Origin of the sequence: Pseudomonas azerbaijanorientalis (genome assembly GCF_019139795.1) — a bacterium.
GTDB classification, from domain to species: Bacteria; Pseudomonadota; Gammaproteobacteria; order Pseudomonadales; family Pseudomonadaceae; genus Aquipseudomonas; species Aquipseudomonas laurylsulfatiphila.
Genome location: NZ_CP077078.1, coordinates 4,218,804 through 4,240,545, shown reverse-complemented (window position 1 = coordinate 4,240,545; position 21,742 = coordinate 4,218,804). Strand labels below are relative to the sequence as shown.

Here is a 21,742-nt window from a genome sequence, read left to right as displayed (position 1 = left end):
GTATAAACTTGTGCAAAGCGTCGGCCAATAGATGTCTCGGCGCCACAGATGCCACAGATAAGAGAGTGAGAAATGGGCGCACAGTGGAAGGTTAAACACAAAGAAGCGGCAGCCAATGCCAAGGGCAAGATCTTCGGCAAACTGGTGAAAGAAATCACCATTGCTGCGCGCAATGGCGCTGATGTTGCTACCAACGCGCACTTGCGTCTGGTCGTTGAACAGGCCAAGAAAGCTTCGATGCCCAAGGAAACACTGGATCGCGCCATCAAGAAGGGCGCGGGCCTCTTGGGCGAGACCGTGCAGTACCATCGCGTGACCTATGAAGGGTTCGCCCCGCATCAGGTGCCGTTGATCGTCGAGTGCGTGACCGACAACATCAACCGCACCGTTGCCGAGATCCGCGTGGCGTTCCGCAAGGGCCAACTGGGCGCTTCCGGCTCGGTAGCCTGGGACTTCAACCATGTCGGCATGATCGAAGCGTCGCCGGACACCCCGGACGCCGACCCGGAAATGGCCGCCATCGAAGCCGGTGCACAGGATTTCGAACCGGGTGAAGAGGGTGCAACCCTGTTCCTGACCGAACCGACCGACCTCGACGCGGTACAGAAAGCCCTGCCGGAACAAGGCTTCACCGTGCTGTCGGCCAAACTGGGCTACCAGCCGAAAAACCCGGTCAGCGGCCTGAGCGACGAGCAGATGGCGGAAGTCGAGGCGTTCCTCGAAGGCCTCGACAACCATGACGACGTGCAGGACATGTTTGTCGGGTTGGCTGGTTAAGTCTTTGTGTCAATGACGGTTCTGTTGTCTGTCAGACCGTCATCGCGAGCAAGCTCGCTCCCACAGTTGACCGAGTTGCCTGGTTGGGCGCGGTCTAATGTGGGAGCGAGCTTGCTCCGGGTTGCGATCCGACGATTGACCGCATAGCGGTCACAGACTTTCCAATTGCCGCACGACTTCGCTAAACCCTGGCCGCGCCAGCACCTGCGGCTGACAGCAACGCCGCTCCAGATCTTCCAGCACTCCACGCCGATCATCGCTCAACCCCGAGTCGATCCGCGCCAGCAGTTCCCCCAGCAACACCCCGAACGCCCGCACCTCGATCCGCTGCAAGGCACGGCTTTCAAGGCTGTCGGAAATCCCGTGGAACGACGCCGCGCCAAAGTCCCCCAGCAAGCAGTCTCCCTGCTCATTCCACAGGATATTGTGCCCGTAGAGGTCGCCGTGGGTGATGCCATGGCTGTGCAGGTGTTCGGCCACCGAGGCAATGCCCGAGGCAATGCGCAGCGCCACGGCCGCACTGAAGCGCAAGTCGTCGGGGTAGATGTCTCGGCTGCACGACGCCAGGCTCGGCAGTGCGGCGAGGTTGTGGTAACTCGGTGCGATCAGTTGCATCACCAGCCCGGCGGTTTGCTGCGGGTGATCGACAATCCGCCCTTCGACGCGGATCAGGTTCGGGTGCAGGCCGGCGGTGATACAGGCGTTCATCTCGTGCAGCGGTGAACCATCGCTGGTCATTTCGCCCTTGTAGAGCTTCACCGCAACGGCCATGGGCGGTTGCTCTGCCTGTTGCCAGACCGCCTGATGGATCACCCCGGACGCACCTTCGCCAAGCTTTTTTTCCAGGCGCAATGCCGACCAGTCAATGCGCGGTGTCGCGTCGAGGGCCGCGGCATCGGCTTCGGTTTCCAGCGGGTTACCGGCGTACGCCAGCCAGGTCAGGCTCGGCAATTCCAGCAGCCATAGCGGCAACTCGGTCAACTGGTTGGCCGCGATGCGGATCAGCTCCAGCCGATGGCACTGACGCAACGACTCCGGCAGCGCGTGCAAACGGTTGCCGGCGAGCATGAGCTTTTGCAGGTATGGCCGCTCTCCCAACTCGCTCGGCAGCGTCTCGATGCAGTTGTCGGTCAGGATCAGCCAACGCAGCCGTGGTGGCAGCGCCGCAGCGGGCACGTGGGAGATGCGGTTGGCCTTGAAGCCGATCATCGTCAGTGCGGCGCATTGGCCCAGGCAGGCCGGCAACTCGGTGAAGCGGTTATCGGAGCAGAACAGCACGCGCAGACGGGTCAGGCGATGCAAGTCTTCCGGCAGGGTGCTCAAGGCATTGCCGCTGAGGTTGAGTACTTCCAGCGAGTCCGCCAGATCGAAAATCTCCCGGGGGAATTCCGTGAGGCCGTCGACCAGATCCAGCCGCGTGATGCCTGACAACTCGCCGGCACGCAATTGAGCAAGGGTATGCATGAACAGATTCGCCATTAGCCAAGGGGAGGACGCGTGGGAAATGGGCGACATGATAGCGGGAAAGATGTGGCGCCTGTCAGGCCGCTTTCGCGAGCAAGTCGAATCGTCGCACCGCCACTCCCACATTGGATTTTTGTCTTGGCACAGATCCAATGTGGGAGCGGGCTTGCTCGCGAAGAGGCCCGTCAATACAACACAATAATATCGCTCAGGCCGGTTCGCTGACTTCGACCAGTTGCCCCAGTCGACTGCGGGTACGGGCCAGATCGATGGCATCGCCGTCCAGGCATTCGCGCAGGGCGTGTTGTGCGAGCAGTGTCAGGTGCTTGTCCTGGTCGTACAGTACGTCGATGAGGTTGATGAAGCGCTGTTGGGCGGCCATCGAGCACTCAGCGAGCCGCGGCAGGTCATCGATGATCCAGCGATCGAAGCGGCGGCACAGCTCCAGGTAATCCATCACGGCCACAGGCTGGTCGCACAGGTCGGCGAAAGTAAAACCGATGCGGCGCTCATCGCACAAACGCGCCTGGAAATGCCGGGTGCCTACGGGGAGCAATTGGGGCGGGGCGCCGCGATCCGGCAGATTCAATGAGCGCCGTTGCACCGCGCTGGCTGGCCACACATAATGGCCTTGGGTGAACAGCTGCTGCGCATGGCTGCGGACCTGGCTGCGATAGTCGTGTGGACCGCCGACTTCCATGACTTGCATGCGTGCATTGATCAAGTCGATCACCGGTTTGAAGCGGGCGTGGTACAGCGGATTGGGCAACAGGCCTGCGGGCGGGTAGTTGGAGGTGACCAGCAACAGGATGCCGCGCTGAAACAGTGCCTTGAACAACCGGGTGATGAGCATCGCATCGCCGATGTCGTGCACATGGAACTCATCGAAACACAGCACCCTGCAATCGCTGAGCAATGCATCCAGGGTGATCGCCAGGGCATCAGGATGATCGCGGTGCTCGAACATGCCCTGGTGCAGTTGGGCGAAAAACTGATGGAAGTGCAGGCGTTGTTTATGCGCGAGGGGAACTGCGCGGAAAAAACCGTCGAGCAGCCAGCTCTTGCCGCGCCCCACGGCACCATGCAGGTAAAGGCCCGGAAGGGTTTGCGTCGAAGCGCCCATCAACAGGCAGGTATGCCGGGCCATGCAGTCGATCACGCGTTGCTGGCTGTGACTGAGGGTGTAGCCCCGGGAATGGGCCTGGTGACGAAAGTAGTCGTGGATTACCTCGCTTGCCTCGGCGCTGCCGGCAGCCGGTGTCTTGCCGAGAAGACGACGCAACGATTGCCAGCGCGATTTGATTCGCGAACGATTGGGTGGTCGAACGGCCACTGAGATGTCACCTCTGGTGTGCGGGCAGGCTCCCCGAGCTGCGGCGGCATAGTTTAACCAGAGCAGGGAATGTGCTTCCAGCGGAGTTGACCTGTCCGGGCCACCGTAACCGGGTTCTGAAGGAACACCGCAAACCCTGTGGGAGCAAGCTCGCTCCCACAGAGGGGGATCAGAACCGAGTGGTCTGCTTGAGCATCTGCGCCGCCGCTGTGTCCGCCGGGCTGACCATCGCATAGTTGTAGCCAGCACCCGACCAGTACTCGGCCTGCAGGTCTCCATCGCTACGGCTGCCACGGGGCAGCAGGTAGTTTTTCGGTCCTGGCGGGCGCACATAGAAACTGATTTTCTGCCCGCCCTGATTCTCGTAGACCACCATCGCTGCCGGGCCTTGCTCGGTACTCAGCAAACGCCCGCTGGCCGGCTTGAACCCGGCCCCCGAGAGGTCGGGCAGGCGATTGGCCCGGGTGAAGTAGCGGTCGAGCCAACCTTGCATGTCACCGTCGTCGCCGGCCTTGTAATCCGCCGGCAGGATGCCTTGCTGGGCAATCAGGCGATACGCCTGCAGGGCATCGGTCATTGGAAGCTGGGGGCTCGCGAGTGTCATCTCCCGCGCTTGCCAACCGCTGAAACCGCCGAAGCTGACGGCGATGAGCAATACCGCGGCACTGGCCAGGTGTCGACGGGATTGGCGTTTGAGGCGCTGGCGTATCACCGCCGGATCCAGGTCCGGGTTCGACGGTTGTTGCAAGGCGCCACTCAAGGCCGCGCGCAGTGCCTGGGCATCCAGCTGCCAGGCGCGCACTTGTGCCGCCACGGGCGGGTTACTGGCCAGAAATGTCTCCACCAGGCGCCGGTCGGCGTCGCTCAGTTGGTGGTCGACGTAGGCGTGCAGGTCTCGCTCGCTGGGGGGCATGCTGATCATTTGAGTCTCCGCAGGGATGGGCGGTTGATTTCGCCATCGCTGAGTTGGCGCAGGGCCTGGCGAGCCCGGGACAGGCGGGACATCACGGTGCCGGTGGGGACGTCGAGAATCTCGGCGACCTCTTTGTAACTCAAGCCTTCTACCGAGACCCAGAGCAGCAGCGCGCGTTGTTCGGTGGGCAGTTGATCGAAGGCATTGAGGGTCGATTGAGCAATGACGGTGCGCTCCACCGAGGGCTGGGCATCGTCACGGCCAGTGAAAAAATCGAGCATGCGCGCGTAGCGCCGGGAGCGGCGGTGCGCATCGAGAAACTGCCGATACAGAATCGAGAACAGCCAGGCGCGCAAGTCGCCCTCGGCGCGTTTGCCAGCCCAACTCGACAGTGCCCGCTCCAGACTCGCCTGCACCAGATCGTCAGCGCTGCTCGGGTTGCGCGTCAGCGACACGGCGAACCGTCGCAATCGGGGAATGATTTCTCTGAGTTGTTCGTCGATATCGTTCATGAAGTTCTGGCTAGTCACTACGCTTGGGACTAGGAAGACGCCCGGTACTCGAGGTTATTCCACGCCTGAAAAAATAAATACCGCACGCTGGAATAAACCTGCCTGCGGTTCGTCTGCTTGATTCTTCTCACTTGTGGCCGATGGCCCTGGAGTCTTTCATGGTAGATCGATCATCACCGCCCACCCGGCCACCCTTGAGTGCGGCAAGCCTGACGTTGCGTCTGGCTGGCATTGCCGTGGTCGTTGCCGCACTGGCAGGGGCGTTTGCCTACGTCAACGGCACCTTCGACCCACAGCGCCTGACCCCGAAGAAACTGATCAACGTGCTGGAAACCAACAACGGCGTGCATCCGGGTTTCCGCCGCAACCATTCCAAAGGCGTGTGCGTGATCGGGCATTTCGAAAGCAGCGGTGAGGCGCGCAGCTATTCCACCGCTCAGGTCTTCAATGAGGCGCAGACGCCGGTTGTCGGGCGTTTCGCCTTGCCGGCCGGTAACCCATACGCGCCGGACAGTGCCGTGCCGATCCGCAGCATGGCCTTGCGCTTCACTCAGGCCAACGGCCAGCAGTGGCGCACCGGGATGAACAGCATGCCGGTGTTCCCGGTGGGCACGCCCGAGGCGTTCTATCAATTGCAAAAAGCCCAGTCACCAGACCCGGCCACCGGCAAACCGGACCCCAAGGCTGTGCCCGCATTCTTTGCTTCGCACCCCGAAGCGGCACCTTTCCTGGCCTGGATCAAAACCGCCAAGCCGTCGGCCAGTTATGTGACCGAAAACTACAACAGCGTCAATGCGTTCTACCTGGTCAATGCGGCGGGCCAACGTCAGGCCGTGCGCTGGAACATGGTGCCTCTGGCCCAGGACGCACCCGGGGCCACGGCGCCGGAGGGTAGTGATTTCCTGGAGAAAGACCTGGTCGAGCGAATCGCCGCAGGTCCGTTGCGCTGGCAACTGAACATCACCCTGGCCAACCCCGGCGATCCGGTGAACGACGCCAGCAAGGCCTGGCCCGAAGGACGCAAGGTGTTGAACGCTGGCACTCTGGTGCTTGAAAAGACTCAGCCGCAACTCAACGGCGAATGCCGTGACATCAATTACGATCCGCTGGTGTTGCCTGCCGGGATTGAAGGTTCCGACGACCCGTTGCTTGCCGCTCGTTCAGCCGGTTACGCCAATTCCTACCTGCGTCGCACCAGCGAAGTCAGCCAACTGCCCGCCGCCACACAGGAGACCCGGCAATGAGCACTCAACCGAACCACTTCGCCCCGCTGGCGCGCCTGCTGCACTGGCTGATGGCGCTGATGATCATCGCCATGCTGTTTATCGGTGCCGGCATGGTCGCCTCGGTGTCCGAGCGGCATGAATGGCTGATCCATTTGCACAAACCCTTGGGGGTCGCGATTTTGCTGTTGGTGATTGTGCGTCTGGTGGTGCGTTTTTCCACCACGCAGCCTCCGCTGCCGGCGGATCTGCCGGGTTGGCAAGCGCTGGCGGCCAAGGCTTCGCATGTCTTGTTGTATGCACTGATGCTGGTCTTGCCGCTGCTGGGCTGGGCGATGATTTCGGCATCGGGCGAACCGGTGATGCTCAGCAGTTCGTTGCAACTGCCGTCGATTGTGTCGGCGAATGCGCAGCTGTTTGCGTTTTTGCGCAAGGCGCACGGGTATCTGGCGTATCTACTGTTTCTGACCGTGTTGCTGCATCTGGCGGCAGCGTTGTTTCACGGCTGGGTGCGGCGAGATGAAGTGTTGGACAGTATGTTGCGGGGTAAGGATCGGGGTTAATCGCCGCCTGAAAAAAGATCGCAGCCTGCGGCAGCTCCTACAGAGGTACGCCGATTCCTGTAGGAGCTGCCGAAGGCTGCGATCTTTTGATCCTGAAGGGTGATCAGCGCAAGGTGTCGACCATATCGGCAAGCGTGGTCAGCACATCCTTGCCCAACTGCTTCGACCGCTTGCCCGACCAGCCCGTCAACGGATTCGGGTGGTCGTCATGATCCTTGAACGGCATTTCCAGGGTCAGCGACAGGCAGTCGTACTTCTGGCCGACGCTGTTGCAGGCCAGCGTCATGTTGGCCTGGCCCGGTTCGTCGCGGGTGTAGCCGTACTTGGTCTGGAAGTCTTTGGTGGTGTGCTTCAGGTGGCTGCGGAAGTGTTCTTCGAGCTTTTCGACCCGTGGCGTGTAGCCTGGATTGCCTTCGCAGCCGGCGGTGAACACGTGAGGGATTTCCTCGTCACCATGGACGTCGAGGAACATATCGACGCCGTACTTTTCCATCTGCTGCTGAACGAACAGGACCTCCGGGCTGATTTCCTGGCTGGCGCTCTGCCAGGCACGATTGAGGTCCTGGCCCATGGCGTTGGTGCGCAGGTGGCCGTGGAAAGCGCCGTCCGGGTTCATGTTCGGCACCAGGTACAGGTCGGCGCTGGCCAGCAGTTTGTTCAGCACAGGGTCGTCGTGTTTTTCCAGGCGTTCGATCACGCCTTCAATGAACCACTCGGCCATGTGTTCGCCAGGATGTTGCTGGGCAATCATCCACACCTTGCGTCGGCCTTCGGCCCCGGTGCCTTTGCGCAACAGCTGGATGTCACGGCCTTCGACACTCTTGCCGGTGGCCAGCAGTTCGGTACCGGCCTTGCTCAGCGCCTGCTCGATCAGCCAGTCGTGACGGCCACGGCTGTAGGGTTCGAAGTAGGCGAACCAGGCGTGGGTCTGCTCGGCTTCGAGGCTGAAACGCAGGCAGTCGCCTTCGAAAATGGTGGGTACGCGGAACCAGTTGACGTGATCGTAGGACGCCACCGCCTGATAGCCGGTCCAGGCCTTGTTATAGGAGGACTGGCTGGCATTATTCAGGCGAAACCAGTGCTCCTGGCCGACATGCAGGCCGCTGGCCTTGAAGTGGAACCACTGGAAATGGGCGCTGCGGGTGTCCGGGCGAATGGCCAGAAGCGGTTTGAGCGGATCGCTGATGTCGATGACTTGGATGTTGCCGCTGTCGAAGTTGGCACTGATGTCGAAAGAGGATTTGCCCACGGTCATAATCGGGTCCTGAATATGATTTTTATCGCGGCTACTTTACACGCAAGAGGGGGTGAAACCGAGGGAAATTGCGGGCTGCAGAGGTGGGGGCGTCCTCCTTGACGCTGACGCAGCTTAGAGACTGTGCGATTGATTCTCAAGTGCTATCTGTCGCTGGTTTGAACCCATGATGCCGGGCCTCTCTTGCCAACTGGCATTCTTTTGATATCATCCGCGCCATCGAATTTGCGGCACCCAAAGACTTCATTAGCCTGAAGCCAAAGCCAGAAAAAACTGGCAAAAAAAAGACCCGGCAAAAAGCCGGGTCAAAAACCGTGATTAGCCTGATGAGGAGATAGTCCAGGAGACCGACCTAAGGTCCCCTGGTCCATCGACTGATCTCGCGACCAGCTGATGCAATAATAATCATTCTCGTTTGCAGGTCAAGCATTTTTACCTGCACGACAGGAAAATTCTTTCCTGTCCTCTCGATTTACCTTCTCACTTCAAGCGTTTTCATACTTTTCCAGCGATCGATCAACCATCGCCTTGGCCATGTCGATCATGTGCACCGTCGAAAACGCCAGGTCACGGTTTGCGCCTTGCAGGTGACTGGCTGATTCGTACGCGGTGGCGGCGGCACAGCGCAGCAGGTCCAAGGCATGGACCAGCGCCTCTTCGCCGCTTATGTTGCGGTTGACATCAAAAAAACGCGACTCGGCCACTTCCTCCGAAACGGCAGGTTTCAGGTAATAGTCCAGCGCGCGTTGTGCCGCCGCCGAGTCCAGGGATGAGGTGAGGGTAGTGTCGATTTGCATGTCCGGCAGGTCATTGGCGGGTGGGTTCATGGCGATGGCAAGCTCCGTGTTAGATTCAGATCCGTGAGTCGATCCTAATACGAACTGTATTTGTGACGAGGATTTAAATACTACAATTTGTGTTTTGAAGGTCGGAGGCGCCCACGTATCGTGCCGCACATGGATAAATGGATTGAATTGGTCAAGGCCAAGATGAGTGAACTCAAAATCACTCAAGAGATACTCGCCGAGCGCCTCGGGATGTCCCAGGGCGGCATTGGCCACTGGCTCAACAAACGTCGTGAACCCGGCATCGAAGACATGAACCGTGTGTTGCAGGCGCTGGGCCTGGAGTTTCTCGAAGTGGCGCTGGTGATCCGGGAACCGCAGGCGTCAACGGACGACGAAACTCCCCTGACCCACAAGTACAACCCGTACTTTCGCTACCCGATCAGTGATTGGCACGAGCCTGCCGAAGTGCGCGACGGCGAGGTCCCGGTGTATGGCAAGGAGCGCTATGAACTGTCCGATTACCACGCTCGGGGGCCGGCATTCTGGTTGAGAGTGGCGGGCGATGCGATGACCGCGCCCAATGGCATCAGCATCCCGGAAGGCATGTTGATCCTGGTGGACCCGGCTGTGGAAGCCGTGCCTGGCAAACTGGTCATCGCCCAGTGGCCGGACAGCACTGAAGCCACGTTTCGCAAGCTGATCGAAGAGGGCGGTCAGCGTTATCTGGTCCCGCTCAATCCGACGTATCCGAAAGCCTTGTACGCCGATGAATGTCGAATCATCGGCGTAGTGGTTCAGGCAACCGCCAGGTTCTGATCAGATCGGTCCTGGCAATGCGCAGGACCGATCTTCATTTCACGCTTCTTCCAGTTCGACCAGCGCACTGCCTTCGCTGACCATCTCGCCTTCCTGGCAATACAGCGCCTTGATCACCCCGGCATGGGGCGCGCGAATGCTGTGCTCCATCTTCATCGCTTCCAGTACCACCAACTGCGCCCCGGCCTCGACCGATTGCCCGGCCTCCACCAGCACGCGGACGATGCTGCCGTTCATCGGTGCGGTCAGCCCGCCCTGATGGCTGTGGCTGGCCTCGACGGCGCTGATCGGGTCGTAGGCCTCGATGCGGTGCAATTCGCCATCCCACTGCAAATACACATGCTCGCCACGGCGTATTGCGCGGTGTTGACGGCGCACGCCAGCCTGCTCGGTCAACAGATGCTCACCCTTGAGCCGGGCACTGTCAGCATTGATATCGCCCAGCGTCAGTGCACGGTCCTGGCCTTCACAACTCAAGTGCAGAGTGATCTCTCTCGGCAAACCGGCACGCAGACCATTAGGCGCCGCCCACGGTGAACCCGGGTCATCGGCACGGGTTGCGTGCGGCTGGCTCTGGGCAAATGCCTGGGCGGCGGCTTGCCAGAACTCATCGCCGAGTTGCGCTGGCGCCGGCAGCAACTGTTCCTGATAGCGCGGAATGAAGCCGGTATCGAGTTCGGCAGCGGCGAACGCCGGGTGACCGATGATACGCCGCAGGAAGTTGATGTTGGTTTTCAACCCACCGATGGCGAACTCGTCGAGCATGCTCAGCAGGCGCAACCGTGCCTGTTCACGATCCTCGCCCCAGGCAATCAGCTTGCCGAGCATCGGGTCGTAGAACGGCGAAATTTCATCGCCTTCTTCAACGCCGCTGTCAACCCGGCGTCCGGGCCCCGGGGCGGATTCGCGATACAGCTCCAGGCGACCGGTCGCCGGCAGGAAATCATTGCCCGGATCTTCGGCGTACAGCCGCACTTCGATCGCGTGGCCCACCAGCGGCACCTGATCCTGAGTCATCGGCAATGCTTCGCCGCGTGCCACGCGAATCTGCCAGGCCACCAGGTCGAGACCGGTGATGGCTTCGGTGACCGGGTGTTCGACTTGCAGTCGGGTGTTCATCTCCATGAAGAAGAACTCGCCGCGCGCATCCAGCAAAAACTCAACGGTGCCGGCACCGACGTAGCCGATGGCCTGCGCCGAACGCACGGCCGCCTCCCCCATGGCGCGCCGCAGTTCCGGACTCAGGCCCGGTGCCGGGGCTTCTTCGACGACTTTCTGGTGCCGGCGCTGGATCGAGCAGTCACGCTCGTTGAGGTACAGGCAGTTGCCGTACTGGTCGGCGAACACCTGGATTTCCACGTGACGTGGCTTGAGCAGGTATTTCTCCACCAGCATCCGCGAATCGCCGAACGACGATTGCGCCTCACGCTGGGCCGAGGCCAGGGCTTCGGCCAGCTGGCTGACGTCCTCGACCACTTTCATGCCTTTGCCGCCGCCACCTGCGGTGGCCTTGAGCAGCACCGGGTAGCCGATGCGTTCGCAGGCATCGCGGAAGGTTTCCAGGTCCTGGGCTTCGCCGTGATAACCGGGCACCAGTGGCACGCCAGCGGTTTCCATCAAGGCTTTGGCCGCGGACTTGCTGCCCATGGCGTCGATGGCCGAGGCAGGTGGGCCGAGGAAAATCAGACCGGCGTTTTCGATGGCGCGGGCGAATCCGGCGTTCTCCGACAGAAAACCATAGCCGGGGTGAATTGCCTGGGCGCCGCTGGCCTTGGCGGCGGCGATCAGTTTGTCGATCTGCAGGTAGCTGTCGGCGGCTTTGCTGCCACCCAGGTCAACGCGAATGTCGGCTTCGCGGCTGTGCCGGGCGTCACGGTCGGTGGCGCTGTGCACGGCCACGGTCGTCAGGCCCAGGGCCTTGGCGGTGCGCATCACCCGGCAAGCGATTTCGCCACGGTTGGCCACCAGCAGGGTGGTGAGGACAGGTGCGCTCATCAACGGGGCTCCTTGGTGGTTTCGGCTTGCCAGCTCGGCGGACGTTTTTGCAGGAAGGCACGCAGGCCTTCCTGCCCCTCGGGGCTGACGCGGATGCGGGCGATGGCGTTTTCGGTGTAGCGGCGCAATGCCGGGGTCAATGATCCGTCGCCGACTTCGCGCAACAGATCCTTGCTGGCGCGCATGGCCGCCGGGCTGTTGAGCAGCAGGTTGTCGATCCACTGCTCGACTTTCTGTTCAAGCTCGGCACTTGCATAGCTCTCCGACAACAGGCCGATTTCCCGTGCCCGTTGCCCGCCAAAGCGCTCAGCCGTCAGGGCATAACGCCGGGTCGCGCGCTCGCCGATGGCTTGCACCACGAATGGGCTGATCACTGCCGGTGCCAGGCCGATGCGCACTTCCGACAGGCAGAACTGCGCGTCATCGGCACCGATGGCCATGTCGCAGCAACTGATCAGGCCCAGCGCACCGCCGAAGGCTGCGCCTTGCACCACGGCCAGGGTCGGCACTTTCAGTTTGGCCAGGTTGTACATCAACTCCGCCAGTTCCCGGGCGTCATCGAGGTTGGTGGCGTAATCGAGTTCGGCCGATTGCTGCATCCAGGCCAGGTCAGCGCCGGCGCTGAAATGCTTGCCACGACCGCGCACGATCAGAAAGCGCAGGCTGGCATCGCTCGCGACTTTGTCGAGGGCGATGATCAGTTCGCGGATCATTTCGGCGTTGAAGGCGTTGTTCTTTTCTTCACGGCTGAGCCAGAGAGTCGCAAAACCCCTTGGATCGCTCAGCAGTTCGAGGGTGTTGAAGTCGCTCATATTCGTCCGTCTCCACGGCTCTTGTGTAGGAGCGAGCTTGCTCGCGATGGGCTACAGGGCGGCGCGTTTTTTCAGAAAACACGCGTTATCGTTAACGTCCATCGCGAGCAGGCTCGCTCCTACAACAAAAAAATCACATCCGGAACACGCCGAAGCGGCTCGGTTCGATTGGCGCGTTCAACGACGCGGACAAGGCCAGGGCCAGTACGTCGCGGGTCTGGGCCGGGTCGATGACACCGTCGTCCCACAGGCGCGCGCTGGAATAGTAGGGGTGACCCTGTTCTTCGTACTGGTCGAGGATCGGTTGCTTGATCTCGGCTTCCTGCTCGGCACTGAAGCCATGGCCGCTGCGTTCGGCCTGTTCGCGCTTGACCTGCACCAGCACGCCGGCCGCCTGTTCGGCGCCCATCACACCGATGCGTGCGTTTGGCCACATCCACAAGAAGCGCGGATCGTAGGCGCGACCGCACATGCCGTAGTTACCGGCACCGAAGCTGCCGCCGATGATCACCGTGAACTTCGGCACCTTGGCGCAAGCAACCGCCGTCACCAGTTTCGCGCCGTGCTTGGCAATACCGCCGGCTTCGTATTTCTGGCCGACCATGAAGCCGGTGATGTTTTGCAGGAACAACAACGGAATGCCGCGCTGGCATGCCAGTTCAATGAAGTGCGCGCCTTTCTGCGCCGCTTCAGCGAAAAGAATGCCGTTGTTGGCGAGGATCGCGATCGGGTAACCGTGCAGGTAAGCAAAACCGCAGACCAGCGTTGTCCCGAACAGCGCCTTGAACTCGTCGAACACCGACCCGTCCACCAGTCGCGCGATGACTTCGCGCACGTCGAACGGCTGCTTGGCATCGGCCGGCACCACGCCGTACAACTCGTCGCTGCTGTAGAGCGGGGCGATTGGCGTGCGTTGCTGAACCTCACCTTGCTTGCGCCAGTTGAGGTTGGCCACACTGCGGCGCGCCAGCGCCAAAGCGTGTTCATCGCTCTCGGCGTAATGGTCGGCCACCCCGGAAATCTTGCAGTGCACATCGGCCCCGCCGAGGTCCTCGGCGCTGACCACTTCACCGGTCGCGGCCTTCACCAGTGGCGGGCCGGCGAGGAAGATCGTCGCTTGCTCGCGGACCATGATCGCTTCGTCCGCCATCGCCGGCACGTAGGCGCCGCCAGCGGTGCAGGAGCCCATGACCACGGCAATCTGCGGAATGCCCATGGCGCTCATGTTGGCCTGGTTGAAGAAGATCCGCCCGAAGTGCTCACGGTCAGGGAACACTTCATCCTGACGCGGCAGGTTGGCGCCGCCCGAATCCACCAGGTAGATGCACGGCAAGCGGTTCTGCTGGGCAATGGTTTGGGCGCGCAGGTGTTTTTTCACGGTCAAGGGGTAATACGAGCCGCCTTTTACCGTGGCGTCGTTGGCGACGATCATGCATTCGACGCCTTCCACGCGACCGATCCCGGCGATCACGCCCGCAGCAGGGACGTCTTCGCCATACACCTCATACGCCGCCAGTTGGCTGATTTCCAGAAACGGTGAGCCCGGATCGAGCAAGCGGTTGATGCGCTCGCGAGGCAGCAGTTTGCCCCGCGAGGTGTGGCGTTCCTGAGCCTTCGGGCCGCCACCTTGCGCCACTTGGGCGAGCAGGGTGTGCAACGCGTCGACCTGCTTGAGCATCGCCGCACTGTTGGTGGCGAACTCCGCTGAACGGGGGTTGAGCTGGGTATGCAGGGTAGCCATGGACAGCTCCGTTTAGCGGGTTTCGTTGAACAGTTCGCGACCGATCAGCATGCGACGGATCTCACTGGTGCCCGCGCCGATTTCGTACAGCTTGGCGTCACGCAACAGACGACCGGCCGGGAATTCATTGATATAGCCGTTGCCACCGAGAATCTGGATCGCGTCGAGGGCCATTTGCGTGGCGCGTTCGGCGCTGTAGAGGATCACGCCGGCGGCGTCCTTGCGCGTGGTTTCGCCGCGCTCGCAAGCCTGGGCCACGGCGTACAGGTAGGCGCGGCTGGCGTTGAGCTGGGTGTACATGTCGGCGACCTTGCCCTGGATCAGCTGGAATTCGCCGATGCTTTGGCCGAACTGCTTGCGGTCGTGGATGTACGGCACGATCAGGTCCATGCAGGCCTGCATGATCCCGGTCGGGCCACCTGAAAGGACGACGCGCTCGTAGTCAAGGCCGCTCATCAGCACTTTCACGCCACCGTTGAGTACGCCGAGGATGTTTTCTTCCGGCACTTCGACGTCATCGAAGAACAACTCGCAGGTGTTCGAACCGCGCATGCCGAGCTTGTCGAACTTGTTGCTGCGGCTGAAACCTTTCCAGTCGCGCTCGACGATGAACGCGGTGATGCCGTGGGGGCCCTTTTCCAGGTCGGTCTTGGCGTAGATCACGTAGGTGTTGGCGTCCGGACCGTTGGTGATCCAGGTCTTGCTGCCGTTGAGCACGTAGTGGTCGCCACGCTTGTCGGCGCGCAGTTTCATCGAGACCACGTCGGAACCGGCATTCGGCTCACTCATGGCCAGCGCACCGATGTGCTCGCCGCTGATCAGCTTCGGCAGGTATTTGGATTTCTGTTCGTGGTTGCCGTTGCGGTTGATCTGGTTGACGCAGAGGTTGGAGTGGGCGCCATAGGACAGGGCCACCGAGGCCGAACCGCGGCTGATTTCTTCCATTGCGACCACGTGAGCCAGGTAACCCAGGCCAGCGCCGCCGTACTCTTCCGGCACGGTGATGCCCAGCAGGCCCATGTCGCCGAATTTGCGCCACAGGTCGGCGGGGAACAGGTTGTCGATGTCGATCTGAGCGGCGCGCGGGGCGATCTCCTTGGCGACGAAGGACTGGACCTGATCGCGCAGCATGTCGATGGTTTCACCGAGGGCAAAGTTCAGGGATGGGTAGCTCATGGGTCACCTTTTGGCTTTTTTGTAGGGCGGGAGAGGGCCGTGATCGGGTTCTCACCTTTACGTTAACGTAAGCCTGTGACGAATGGCTGTCAATCACCCTTTACGTTAACGTCAACTTGAGCGAGAGTAGAGCCAGTTCAAGATAGAACGCGGACCCATCCTGTGGGAGCGGGCTTGCTCGCGAAGGCGTCCAGTCAGTCGACATTCATGTTGTCTGATACACCGCTTTCGCGAGCAAGCCCGCTCCCACAACGGACCGCCGGTAGCCCATAAATAAAGACAATAGGGGTCGTCATGGATCAACCCAGTGCAAGCCCGCAATGCAGTTACACCCGTGGTTCCCAGGACAAAGCCTTGCTGGCGATGACCATCGGCCAGGCGTTCGACAACACGGTCGCGCAGTTCCCGGACGGGGAGGCGCTGGTTGTGCGCCATCAACAGCTGCGTTACACATGGCGGCAGTTGGCCGAGGCCGCGGACCTGCACGCCAGAGCTCTGCTGGCACTGGGGCTGCAAGCCGGGGATCGCCTTGGCATCTGGGCGCCGAACTGTGCGCAGTGGTGCATCAGCCAGGTTGCCACCGCGAAAATCGGCGTGATCCTGGTTAATATCAATCCGGCGTATCGCAGTTCCGAACTCGAATACGTACTCAAGCAATCCGGCTGCCAATGGCTGGTTTGCGCCGGGGCCTTCAAGACCTCAAACTATCACGCGATGCTGCAAGGCCTGGTGCCCGAGCTGGCCGAGCAATCCATCGGCAAACTGCAGAGCGAGCGGTTGCCGCAGTTGCGTGGCGTTATCAGCCTGGATGTCCAGCCGCCGTCGGGGTTCCTGCCCTGGTCGCAATTGACCGGTCTGGCGGACAGCGTGACAGTCGAGCAACTGCATGAGCGCCAGAACAGCCTGCATTTCGATCAGCCGGTGAATATCCAGTACACCTCTGGCACCACCGGTTTTCCCAAGGGCGCGACCCTCAGTCACTACAACATTCTCAACAACGGTTACATGGTCGGTGAAAGCCTGGGCCTGACGGCGGCCGATCGCCTGGTGATTCCGGTGCCCTTGTATCACTGCTTCGGCATGGTCATGGGCAACCTCGGCTGCATCACCCATGGCAGCACGATGATTTATCCGAACGACGCGTTCGATCCGTTACTGACCCTCGGCACTGTGGCTGAAGAAAAAGCCACGGCGCTGTACGGCGTGCCGACCATGTTCATCGCCATGCTCGACCAGCCGCAACGTGCCGAATTCGATCTGTCGAGCCTGCGCACCGGGATCATGGCAGGCGCAACCTGTCCTATCGAAGTGATGCGTCGGGTCATCAGCGAAATGCACATGAGCGAAGTGCAGATTGCCTACGGCATGACGGAAACCAGTCCGGTGTCATTGCAGACCGGTCCTTCAGACGACCTGGAATTGCGCGTGACCACCGTCGGCCGCACCCAGCCGCAGCTTGAAAGCAAGATCATCGACGAAGCGGGCAACCTGGTACCTCGGGGCACCATCGGTGAGCTGTGCACTCGCGGTTACAGTGTGATGCTGGGTTACTGGAACAACCCTGAAGGCACCGCAGAAGCCATCGATCCGGCAGGCTGGATGCACACCGGTGATCTGGCGAGCATGAACGAGGAGGGGTACGTGTGTATTGCCGGGCGCAACAAGGACATGATCATCCGTGGTGGTGAGAATATTTACCCGCGGGAGCTGGAAGAGTTTTTCTTCACGCATCCGGCCGTTGCGGACGTTCAGGTGATCGGCATTCCATGCTCGCGCTACGGCGAAGAGATCGTCGCCTGGATCAAGTTCCACCCCGGCCACAGCGCTACCGAACAAGAGCTGCAAGCCTGGTGCAAGGAGCGCATCGCGCACTTCAAGACGCCGCGTTACTTCAAGTTCGTCGAGGAGTTTCCAATGACCGTGACCGGCAAGATCCAGAAATTCCGGATGCGCGAAATAAGTATCGAGGAGCTCAAGGTAAATCGGTAGGCTCCGTTTAGATGCCGCGGGGCAAAAAACCGTTTCAGAGCTGTGCTGAATAAAGCCGATACCCGTATCGGCTTTTTAGTGTCTGCGTTTTAAAAGTCAAGTTTACGTTGGCATACACTTGATCGGATGATCCTGTTGCTGGATTCCCTGTAAGGTTTCGATACGCCCACATGAAGTGGTGTGAGTTATTACAGGAGTTGAAACTGACATGGAAGTAAGAAACTTATTAATGGCCGGGGTTTTGTGTTCAGCAGCGCTCGTAGGACTGAGCGAGGTGGCACAGGCCAGTGTTTCTCCGGTCACCCCTGAGCTGTGCGAGTTAATGAAGACGACTAATGTCATTACCGACAAAAATCCGGTTGGCTGTGACAGATTGCGCGTGGTTTCCTTCGATTTCACCAATTTCGAAGGCCGGGTCGAACAAGGCTCGATAACCGTGCTGGATGCCTTTGCCCCTTATGTGCAAAGCATTTTCAACGATCTTCATCATATGGCGTTCCCATTGAAAATAGCGCGCGGTCTCGAACATTACATGGGGAATGATGGCGCCTCCATGGCCGATAACAATACTTCGGCTTTCAATGGGCGGGCGATTACCGGGGGTAGTAGTTGGTCTCTTCATGCATACGGTGCCGCGATTGATCTTAACCCGATCCAGAATCCCTACATTAATATCCAGCCTACTGGTCAGGCGATGATTGATCCGGTTGTTTCCGCGCGTGCTTATGTCAACCGAATGCAGTTTCGGCCCGAGAAATCGGAGCGATTTGGTCTTGCTGAGCCGGTAGTTAATGTGTTTGCCAATTATGGTTTTATCAATTGGGGAGGTTACTTCAACTATCCGATTGATTATCAGCATTTCGAAGTCTCACCGCGTCGTTTCATCGAGCACCTGACAACGGTCTCTCCAGAGCGGGCGGCAAAAGACTTCGACGGCTATGTTGCCTACTTCCGCAACTGCATGCAGAACTCGGACGAGCAGGATCCAGAGGCGCGTCGGGCGCTTTGCGTGGGTCAGACGATGGAGGCATACCGCCAGGCGTAGAGGTTGCTTTTGGTGATTTCTGTTGGGTGGGGCGTCGATCGATGGGCGCTGAACCAGAGTCCCGGAAAGCACAAAGGGGAGCCGAAGCTCCCCTTTAATTTGTCGTTGCGCGTGCTCTTTTTTTATTATTGAGGGTCGGTCTGTTTTTGTTTTTGGCAACCGTTGCCCTTTACCGCTGTTTTTGGCGATCCCCATCCGGGATCAAGAGCAAACGTATTTTTTTGAGCGCTGATCTGCTTTTTCGCTGAGCGATCCAACCAGTACGGGAGCTACCTGAAGGTAGTTTTATTATTCTCTGTCTGATTGCGGGTCACTTCGAAAAGCACCCTGAAAAGCACATCTTCTCCAAAAAAATCTGTTAGCTGCGTCTCTGCCGTGTTGTTTTTGTTATGTCAGAGTCGTTACGTCTTGTTTTTATTAGGGTTGCCGCAATTTTTTTATTCTTGTTATGCGATAGATATAGCAGGAGCCGTGCCAACTTTTTAAAGGCCTTTAAAATCAATGCTTTGCGGTTTTGCGGGTTTTTTTTCTCAGGCAAAACCCTACATTTTGTTTCCGTGTTACTCGCTTGCGCCCACGTTTGAGTCTGCGCGGTAACACCCGGACACACTCAACGCACTCACTGTGCGCTGCGGGCCCTGGCCACGCGGGAACCGGTAGGGCGACCCAATACGCTGCAAATCTGCTGACCGGCGAGCATCAGGGCGTCGAGGTCGATTCCGGTGTCGATACCCAGGCCGTTCAGCAGGTAAACCACGTCTTCGGTCGCGACGTTACCGCTGGCGCCCTTGGCATAGGGGCAGCCGCCGAGACCGGCGATGGAGCTGTCGAACACCGAGATACCTTCCAGCAGGCTGGCGTAGATGTTGGCCACGGCCTGGCCATAGGTGTCGTGGAAGTGCCCGGCGAGTTTTTCACGGGGTACATCCTTTGCTACCACTTCGAACATTTTTCGGGTTTCGCCAGCGGTGCCGGTGCCGATGGTGTCCCCCAGCGAGACCTCGTAGCAGCCCATGGCATAGAGCTCGCGAGCGACCAAAGCGACTTGCTCCGGGGTGACGTGACCTTCATAGGGGCAGCCCAGCACGCAGGACACATACCCGCGCACGGTCACCCCATGTTGTCTGGCGGCCTCCATGATCGGCGCGAAACGCTCCAGGCTTTCGCTGATCGAGCAATTGATGTTGCGCCGGGAAAACGCCTCGGACGCCGCGGCGAACACGGCCACTTCCTTGACCCCGGCGGCGAGGGCATCTTCGAAACCGCGCAGGTTGGGAGCGAGTGCGCCATAGACCACACCCGGTTTGCGCTGGATCTGCGCGAAAACCTCGGCGGAGCCGGCCATCTGCGGCACCCACTTGGGCGACACGAAACTGCCGACTTCTATATAGCCGAGCCCGGCTGCGGTGAGTGCATCGACCAGTTGCACCTTGTCGGCAACGCTGATGGGTTGGGCTTCGTTTTGCAGGCCATCGCGCGGGCCGACTTCGACAATGCGTACGTGGGAGGGGAGGGACATGGGCTTTGACCTGTGCTGATTGTTCGGAGAACCCTGTAGGAGCGAACTGTGGCGAGGGGGCTTGCCCCCGTTTGAGTGCGCAGCACTCACAAGATCTTCGATACATCGGAAATTTTGGGGCTGCTTCGCAGCCCAACGGGGGCAAGCCCCCTCGCCACAGCTCGCTCCTACAGGGGGCGGTGTGGATTTACTGAATTGATTCCTGGCTTTTGAGGGTCTGCTCCAGCGCCTGTACGCAGCGCTCTTCGGCAGTATCGAGCTCCAGTTTCATCTGTTCGATGTCCAGCAACTGCTGTTCAAGCTGCTCACGGCGCTCGCTGATTTTCGCCAGCATGCTGTGCAACTGTTTGGTGTTACCGCTGGACGGGTCGTAAAGCTCGATCAGCTCGCGGCATTCAGCCAGCGAGAAACCGATGCGTTTGCCCCGCAGGATCAGCTTCAGGCTGACTTTGTCCCGGGGCGAGTAAATGCGTTCCTGACCACGGCGCTCGGGGCTGAGCAGGCCTTGCTCCTCATAAAAGCGAATGGCGCGGGTGGTGATGTCGAGCTCGCGGGCGAGGTCGGAAATGCTGTAGGTCTGGCTGCTCATGGAAGCGCTCGCAAAAGGTCATGGCGCTAAGCTAATGGCAGGTTGACGTTTACGTCAAGGGGCGTGAATTTTCAGCGTTCTTGCTGGCCCCTTCGCGAGCAAGCCCGCTCCCACAGGGATTTGTGCAGGGCACCAGTATTGTGTCCACTGAAGATCCAATGTGGGAGCGGGCTTGCTCGCGAAGAACGATAACGCGGTGTGACGCCTTTACACCTTCTCGAGCTTCTTCTCCTGCGCCGTCACCTGCTGGCACAACTCGATCATCTGCTCGCGCATCCAGCGGTTCGCCGGGTCCTGGTCTGTGCTTTCATGCCAGTAAAGGTGGGTTTCCACCGGTGGCACATCGTTGACCGGCAGATAAAAGGCGTGCAGGTCGTTGCGGCGGGCGAAGCGTTCCGGCACGGTCATGACCATGTCCGTCTGCTGCAACACCTGCGAGGCCATCAGGTAATGCTGGGAACGCAGGGCGATCTTGCGCTGGATGCCCATCTTGCCCAGCGCCAGGTCGACATAACCGAGGCCGCTGCGGCGGCTGGAAATATGGATGTGGGTCAGGCCCAGGTAATCATCCAGCGTGAGTTTTTCCTTGCCCGCCAGCGGATGCCCCTTGCGCATGGCGCACACGTAGCGGTCTTCCATCAACTTGACGTGACGCACCTGTGGGTCGGTGTTGAGCGGCGCATCGACCGCAAAGTCCAGGCGGCCGGCCGCCAGTTCCTTGGTGGTCTCGCGGCGTTTGGACAGAAAACTCTCGATGATCACCGTCGGCGCCAGGCGGCGCAGGCGCTGGAACAGCGGCGGCAGGATCACCGCTTCGGTGAGGTCGGTCATGCTGATGCGATAGGTCTTGGCCGCTTGCTGCGGATTGAAAATGCGGCTTTCCTGCACCGACACGCGCAGCAGTGAGAGCGCATTGCGCACCGGGCCGATGATGTTCTGCGCCATGGGCGTCGGCACCATGCCTTGGGCCGTGCGTACGAACAGCGGGTCGTTGAAGGTCTCGCGCAGGCGGGCCAGAGCGTTCGACACCGCCGGTTGGGTGATGCCGACAATCTGCCCGGCACGGGTCAGGTTGGCTTCGGTGTAGATCGCGTCGAAGACGATGAAAAGGTTGAGATCGACCTTGCTCAGATTCATTACGCGGCTCTCTTATTGTGTGGGCGGGCTGACCTTGACGATCAGTCGATCATATATCGGTGATGAATGTTTATACACGCCGAGAATAGGCTAGG

Annotated in this window: 19 protein-coding genes; 6 read left to right on the top strand and 13 right to left on the bottom strand. The window is 60.2% G+C overall.

What is annotated here, in order from left to right; translation table 11 throughout:
• The first annotated feature begins 72 nt into the window (after positions 1 to 72).
• A complete protein-coding gene (locus KSS91_RS18830) occupies positions 73 to 777 on the top strand; it encodes a YebC/PmpR family DNA-binding transcriptional regulator (RefSeq protein ID WP_007976978.1) in 705 nt (234 codons plus the stop codon).
• A 150-nt stretch (positions 778 to 927) separates the two neighbouring features.
• On the opposite strand, the gene KSS91_RS18825 is transcribed toward KSS91_RS18830, so the two are convergent.
• From KSS91_RS18825 to KSS91_RS18810, 4 genes are all read right to left on the bottom strand, one after another.
• Positions 928 to 2,241: a leucine-rich repeat-containing protein kinase family protein gene (locus KSS91_RS18825; protein ID WP_217835733.1), complete on the bottom strand. Its 1,314-nt coding sequence runs from the start codon at positions 2,239 to 2,241 to the stop codon at positions 928 to 930.
• A 208-nt stretch (positions 2,242 to 2,449) separates the two neighbouring features.
• Positions 2,450 to 3,574 (bottom strand): cell division protein ZapE, encoded by a 1,125-nt coding sequence (gene zapE, locus KSS91_RS18820; protein WP_217835732.1) that lies wholly within the window; start codon positions 3,572 to 3,574, stop codon positions 2,450 to 2,452.
• 169 nt (positions 3,575 to 3,743) lie between these two features.
• The gene (locus tag KSS91_RS18815; RefSeq protein ID WP_217835731.1) at positions 3,744 to 4,496 is read right to left on the bottom strand and encodes an anti-sigma factor family protein; all 753 of its coding nucleotides are present in this window, start codon (positions 4,494 to 4,496) and stop codon (positions 3,744 to 3,746) included.
• Positions 4,493 to 4,999 (bottom strand): RNA polymerase sigma factor, encoded by a 507-nt coding sequence (locus KSS91_RS18810; protein ID WP_095966533.1) that lies wholly within the window; start codon positions 4,997 to 4,999, stop codon positions 4,493 to 4,495. The genes KSS91_RS18815 and KSS91_RS18810 overlap by 4 nt, the downstream gene beginning before the upstream one ends.
• 158 nt (positions 5,000 to 5,157) lie before the next feature.
• Here KSS91_RS18810 and KSS91_RS18805 point away from each other — a divergent pair, with 158 nt between their 5' ends.
• A complete protein-coding gene (locus KSS91_RS18805) occupies positions 5,158 to 6,243 on the top strand; it encodes a catalase family peroxidase (RefSeq protein ID WP_102674651.1) in 1,086 nt (361 codons plus the stop codon).
• Positions 6,240 to 6,785, top strand: coding sequence for a cytochrome b (locus KSS91_RS18800; RefSeq protein ID WP_007976988.1), 546 nt, complete (start codon positions 6,240 to 6,242; stop codon positions 6,783 to 6,785). The genes KSS91_RS18805 and KSS91_RS18800 overlap by 4 nt, the downstream gene beginning before the upstream one ends.
• A gap of 103 nt (positions 6,786 to 6,888) precedes the next feature.
• Here KSS91_RS18800 and KSS91_RS18795 read toward each other — a convergent pair whose 3' ends face one another.
• Entirely contained in the window at positions 6,889 to 8,040 is a 1,152-nt protein-coding gene (locus KSS91_RS18795) for a M14 family metallopeptidase (protein WP_217835730.1), read from the bottom strand.
• 485 nt (positions 8,041 to 8,525) lie between these two features.
• Positions 8,526 to 8,867, bottom strand: a complete 342-nt coding sequence (locus tag KSS91_RS18790) for a DUF6124 family protein (RefSeq protein ID WP_217835729.1) — start codon at positions 8,865 to 8,867, stop codon at positions 8,526 to 8,528.
• A 129-nt stretch (positions 8,868 to 8,996) separates the two neighbouring features.
• Between KSS91_RS18790 and KSS91_RS18785 the strand changes: the two genes are divergently transcribed.
• A complete protein-coding gene (locus tag KSS91_RS18785; protein ID WP_217835728.1) occupies positions 8,997 to 9,644 on the top strand; it encodes a LexA family protein in 648 nt (215 codons plus the stop codon).
• 39 nt (positions 9,645 to 9,683) lie between these two features.
• Here KSS91_RS18785 and KSS91_RS18780 read toward each other — a convergent pair whose 3' ends face one another.
• From KSS91_RS18780 to KSS91_RS18765, 4 genes are all read right to left on the bottom strand, one after another.
• A complete protein-coding gene (locus KSS91_RS18780; RefSeq protein WP_217835727.1) occupies positions 9,684 to 11,639 on the bottom strand; it encodes an acetyl/propionyl/methylcrotonyl-CoA carboxylase subunit alpha in 1,956 nt (651 codons plus the stop codon).
• Positions 11,639 to 12,451: a gamma-carboxygeranoyl-CoA hydratase gene (locus KSS91_RS18775; RefSeq protein ID WP_007981004.1), complete on the bottom strand. Its 813-nt coding sequence runs from the start codon at positions 12,449 to 12,451 to the stop codon at positions 11,639 to 11,641. Before KSS91_RS18775 ends, KSS91_RS18780 begins: the two co-directional genes overlap by 1 nt.
• A 133-nt stretch (positions 12,452 to 12,584) precedes the next feature.
• Positions 12,585 to 14,192: a carboxyl transferase domain-containing protein gene (locus KSS91_RS18770; RefSeq protein ID WP_015094351.1), complete on the bottom strand. Its 1,608-nt coding sequence runs from the start codon at positions 14,190 to 14,192 to the stop codon at positions 12,585 to 12,587.
• 12 nt (positions 14,193 to 14,204) lie between these two features.
• Positions 14,205 to 15,368, bottom strand: coding sequence for an isovaleryl-CoA dehydrogenase (locus KSS91_RS18765; RefSeq protein ID WP_008031893.1), 1,164 nt, complete (start codon positions 15,366 to 15,368; stop codon positions 14,205 to 14,207).
• Between the two features lie 294 nt (positions 15,369 to 15,662).
• Between KSS91_RS18765 and KSS91_RS18760 the strand changes: the two genes are divergently transcribed.
• Together KSS91_RS18760 and KSS91_RS18755 are read left to right on the top strand one after the other, a co-directional pair.
• Complete coding sequence (locus KSS91_RS18760; RefSeq protein WP_217835726.1) at positions 15,663 to 17,357, top strand: AMP-binding protein; 1,695 nt, start codon at positions 15,663 to 15,665, stop codon at positions 17,355 to 17,357.
• Between the two features lie 208 nt (positions 17,358 to 17,565).
• Positions 17,566 to 18,402 carry a M15 family metallopeptidase gene (locus KSS91_RS18755; protein WP_217835725.1) on the top strand — a complete coding sequence of 279 codons (837 nt, stop codon included), beginning with the start codon at positions 17,566 to 17,568 and terminating at the stop codon, positions 18,400 to 18,402.
• Between the two features lie 619 nt (positions 18,403 to 19,021).
• On the opposite strand, the gene KSS91_RS18750 is transcribed toward KSS91_RS18755, so the two are convergent.
• From KSS91_RS18750 to KSS91_RS18740, 3 genes are all read right to left on the bottom strand, one after another.
• Positions 19,022 to 19,921, bottom strand: a complete 900-nt coding sequence (locus KSS91_RS18750; protein ID WP_217835724.1) for a hydroxymethylglutaryl-CoA lyase — start codon at positions 19,919 to 19,921, stop codon at positions 19,022 to 19,024.
• Positions 19,922 to 20,108: 187 nt separating this feature from the next.
• Complete coding sequence (locus tag KSS91_RS18745; RefSeq protein WP_007980992.1) at positions 20,109 to 20,510, bottom strand: MerR family transcriptional regulator; 402 nt, start codon at positions 20,508 to 20,510, stop codon at positions 20,109 to 20,111.
• Positions 20,511 to 20,717: 207 nt separating this feature from the next.
• Positions 20,718 to 21,647, bottom strand: coding sequence for a LysR family transcriptional regulator (locus tag KSS91_RS18740; protein ID WP_217835723.1), 930 nt, complete (start codon positions 21,645 to 21,647; stop codon positions 20,718 to 20,720).
• Positions 21,648 to 21,742 lie beyond the last annotated feature (95 nt).

Bases quoted from the DNA above. Each gene is read 5' to 3' on its own strand.
- KSS91_RS18740 (WP_217835723.1), bottom strand. From the start codon at position 21,647: ATGAATCTGAGCAAGGTCGATCTCAACCTTTTCATCGTCTTCGACGCG.
- KSS91_RS18825 (WP_217835733.1), bottom strand. From the start codon at position 2,241: ATGCATACCCTTGCTCAATTGCGTGCCGGCGAGTTGTCAGGCATCACG.
- KSS91_RS18755 (WP_217835725.1), top strand. From the start codon at position 17,566: ATGGAAGTAAGAAACTTATTAATGGCCGGGGTTTTGTGTTCAGCAGCG.
- KSS91_RS18780 (WP_217835727.1), bottom strand. From the start codon at position 11,639: ATGAGCGCACCTGTCCTCACCACCCTGCTGGTGGCCAACCGTGGCGAA.
- KSS91_RS18830 (WP_007976978.1), top strand. From the start codon at position 73: ATGGGCGCACAGTGGAAGGTTAAACACAAAGAAGCGGCAGCCAATGCC.
- KSS91_RS18750 (WP_217835724.1), bottom strand. From the start codon at position 19,921: ATGTCCCTCCCCTCCCACGTACGCATTGTCGAAGTCGGCCCGCGCGAT.
- KSS91_RS18810 (WP_095966533.1), bottom strand. From the start codon at position 4,999: ATGAACGATATCGACGAACAACTCAGAGAAATCATTCCCCGATTGCGA.
- KSS91_RS18805 (WP_102674651.1), top strand. From the start codon at position 5,158: ATGGTAGATCGATCATCACCGCCCACCCGGCCACCCTTGAGTGCGGCA.
- KSS91_RS18815 (WP_217835731.1), bottom strand. From the start codon at position 4,496: ATGATCAGCATGCCCCCCAGCGAGCGAGACCTGCACGCCTACGTCGAC.
- KSS91_RS18795 (WP_217835730.1), bottom strand. From the start codon at position 8,040: ATGACCGTGGGCAAATCCTCTTTCGACATCAGTGCCAACTTCGACAGC.
- KSS91_RS18800 (WP_007976988.1), top strand. From the start codon at position 6,240: ATGAGCACTCAACCGAACCACTTCGCCCCGCTGGCGCGCCTGCTGCAC.
- KSS91_RS18745 (WP_007980992.1), bottom strand. From the start codon at position 20,510: ATGAGCAGCCAGACCTACAGCATTTCCGACCTCGCCCGCGAGCTCGAC.
- KSS91_RS18790 (WP_217835729.1), bottom strand. From the start codon at position 8,867: ATGAACCCACCCGCCAATGACCTGCCGGACATGCAAATCGACACTACC.
- KSS91_RS18770 (WP_015094351.1), bottom strand. From the start codon at position 14,192: ATGGCTACCCTGCATACCCAGCTCAACCCCCGTTCAGCGGAGTTCGCC.
- KSS91_RS18760 (WP_217835726.1), top strand. From the start codon at position 15,663: ATGGATCAACCCAGTGCAAGCCCGCAATGCAGTTACACCCGTGGTTCC.
- KSS91_RS18775 (WP_007981004.1), bottom strand. From the start codon at position 12,451: ATGAGCGACTTCAACACCCTCGAACTGCTGAGCGATCCAAGGGGTTTT.
- KSS91_RS18785 (WP_217835728.1), top strand. From the start codon at position 8,997: ATGGATAAATGGATTGAATTGGTCAAGGCCAAGATGAGTGAACTCAAA.
- KSS91_RS18765 (WP_008031893.1), bottom strand. From the start codon at position 15,368: ATGAGCTACCCATCCCTGAACTTTGCCCTCGGTGAAACCATCGACATG.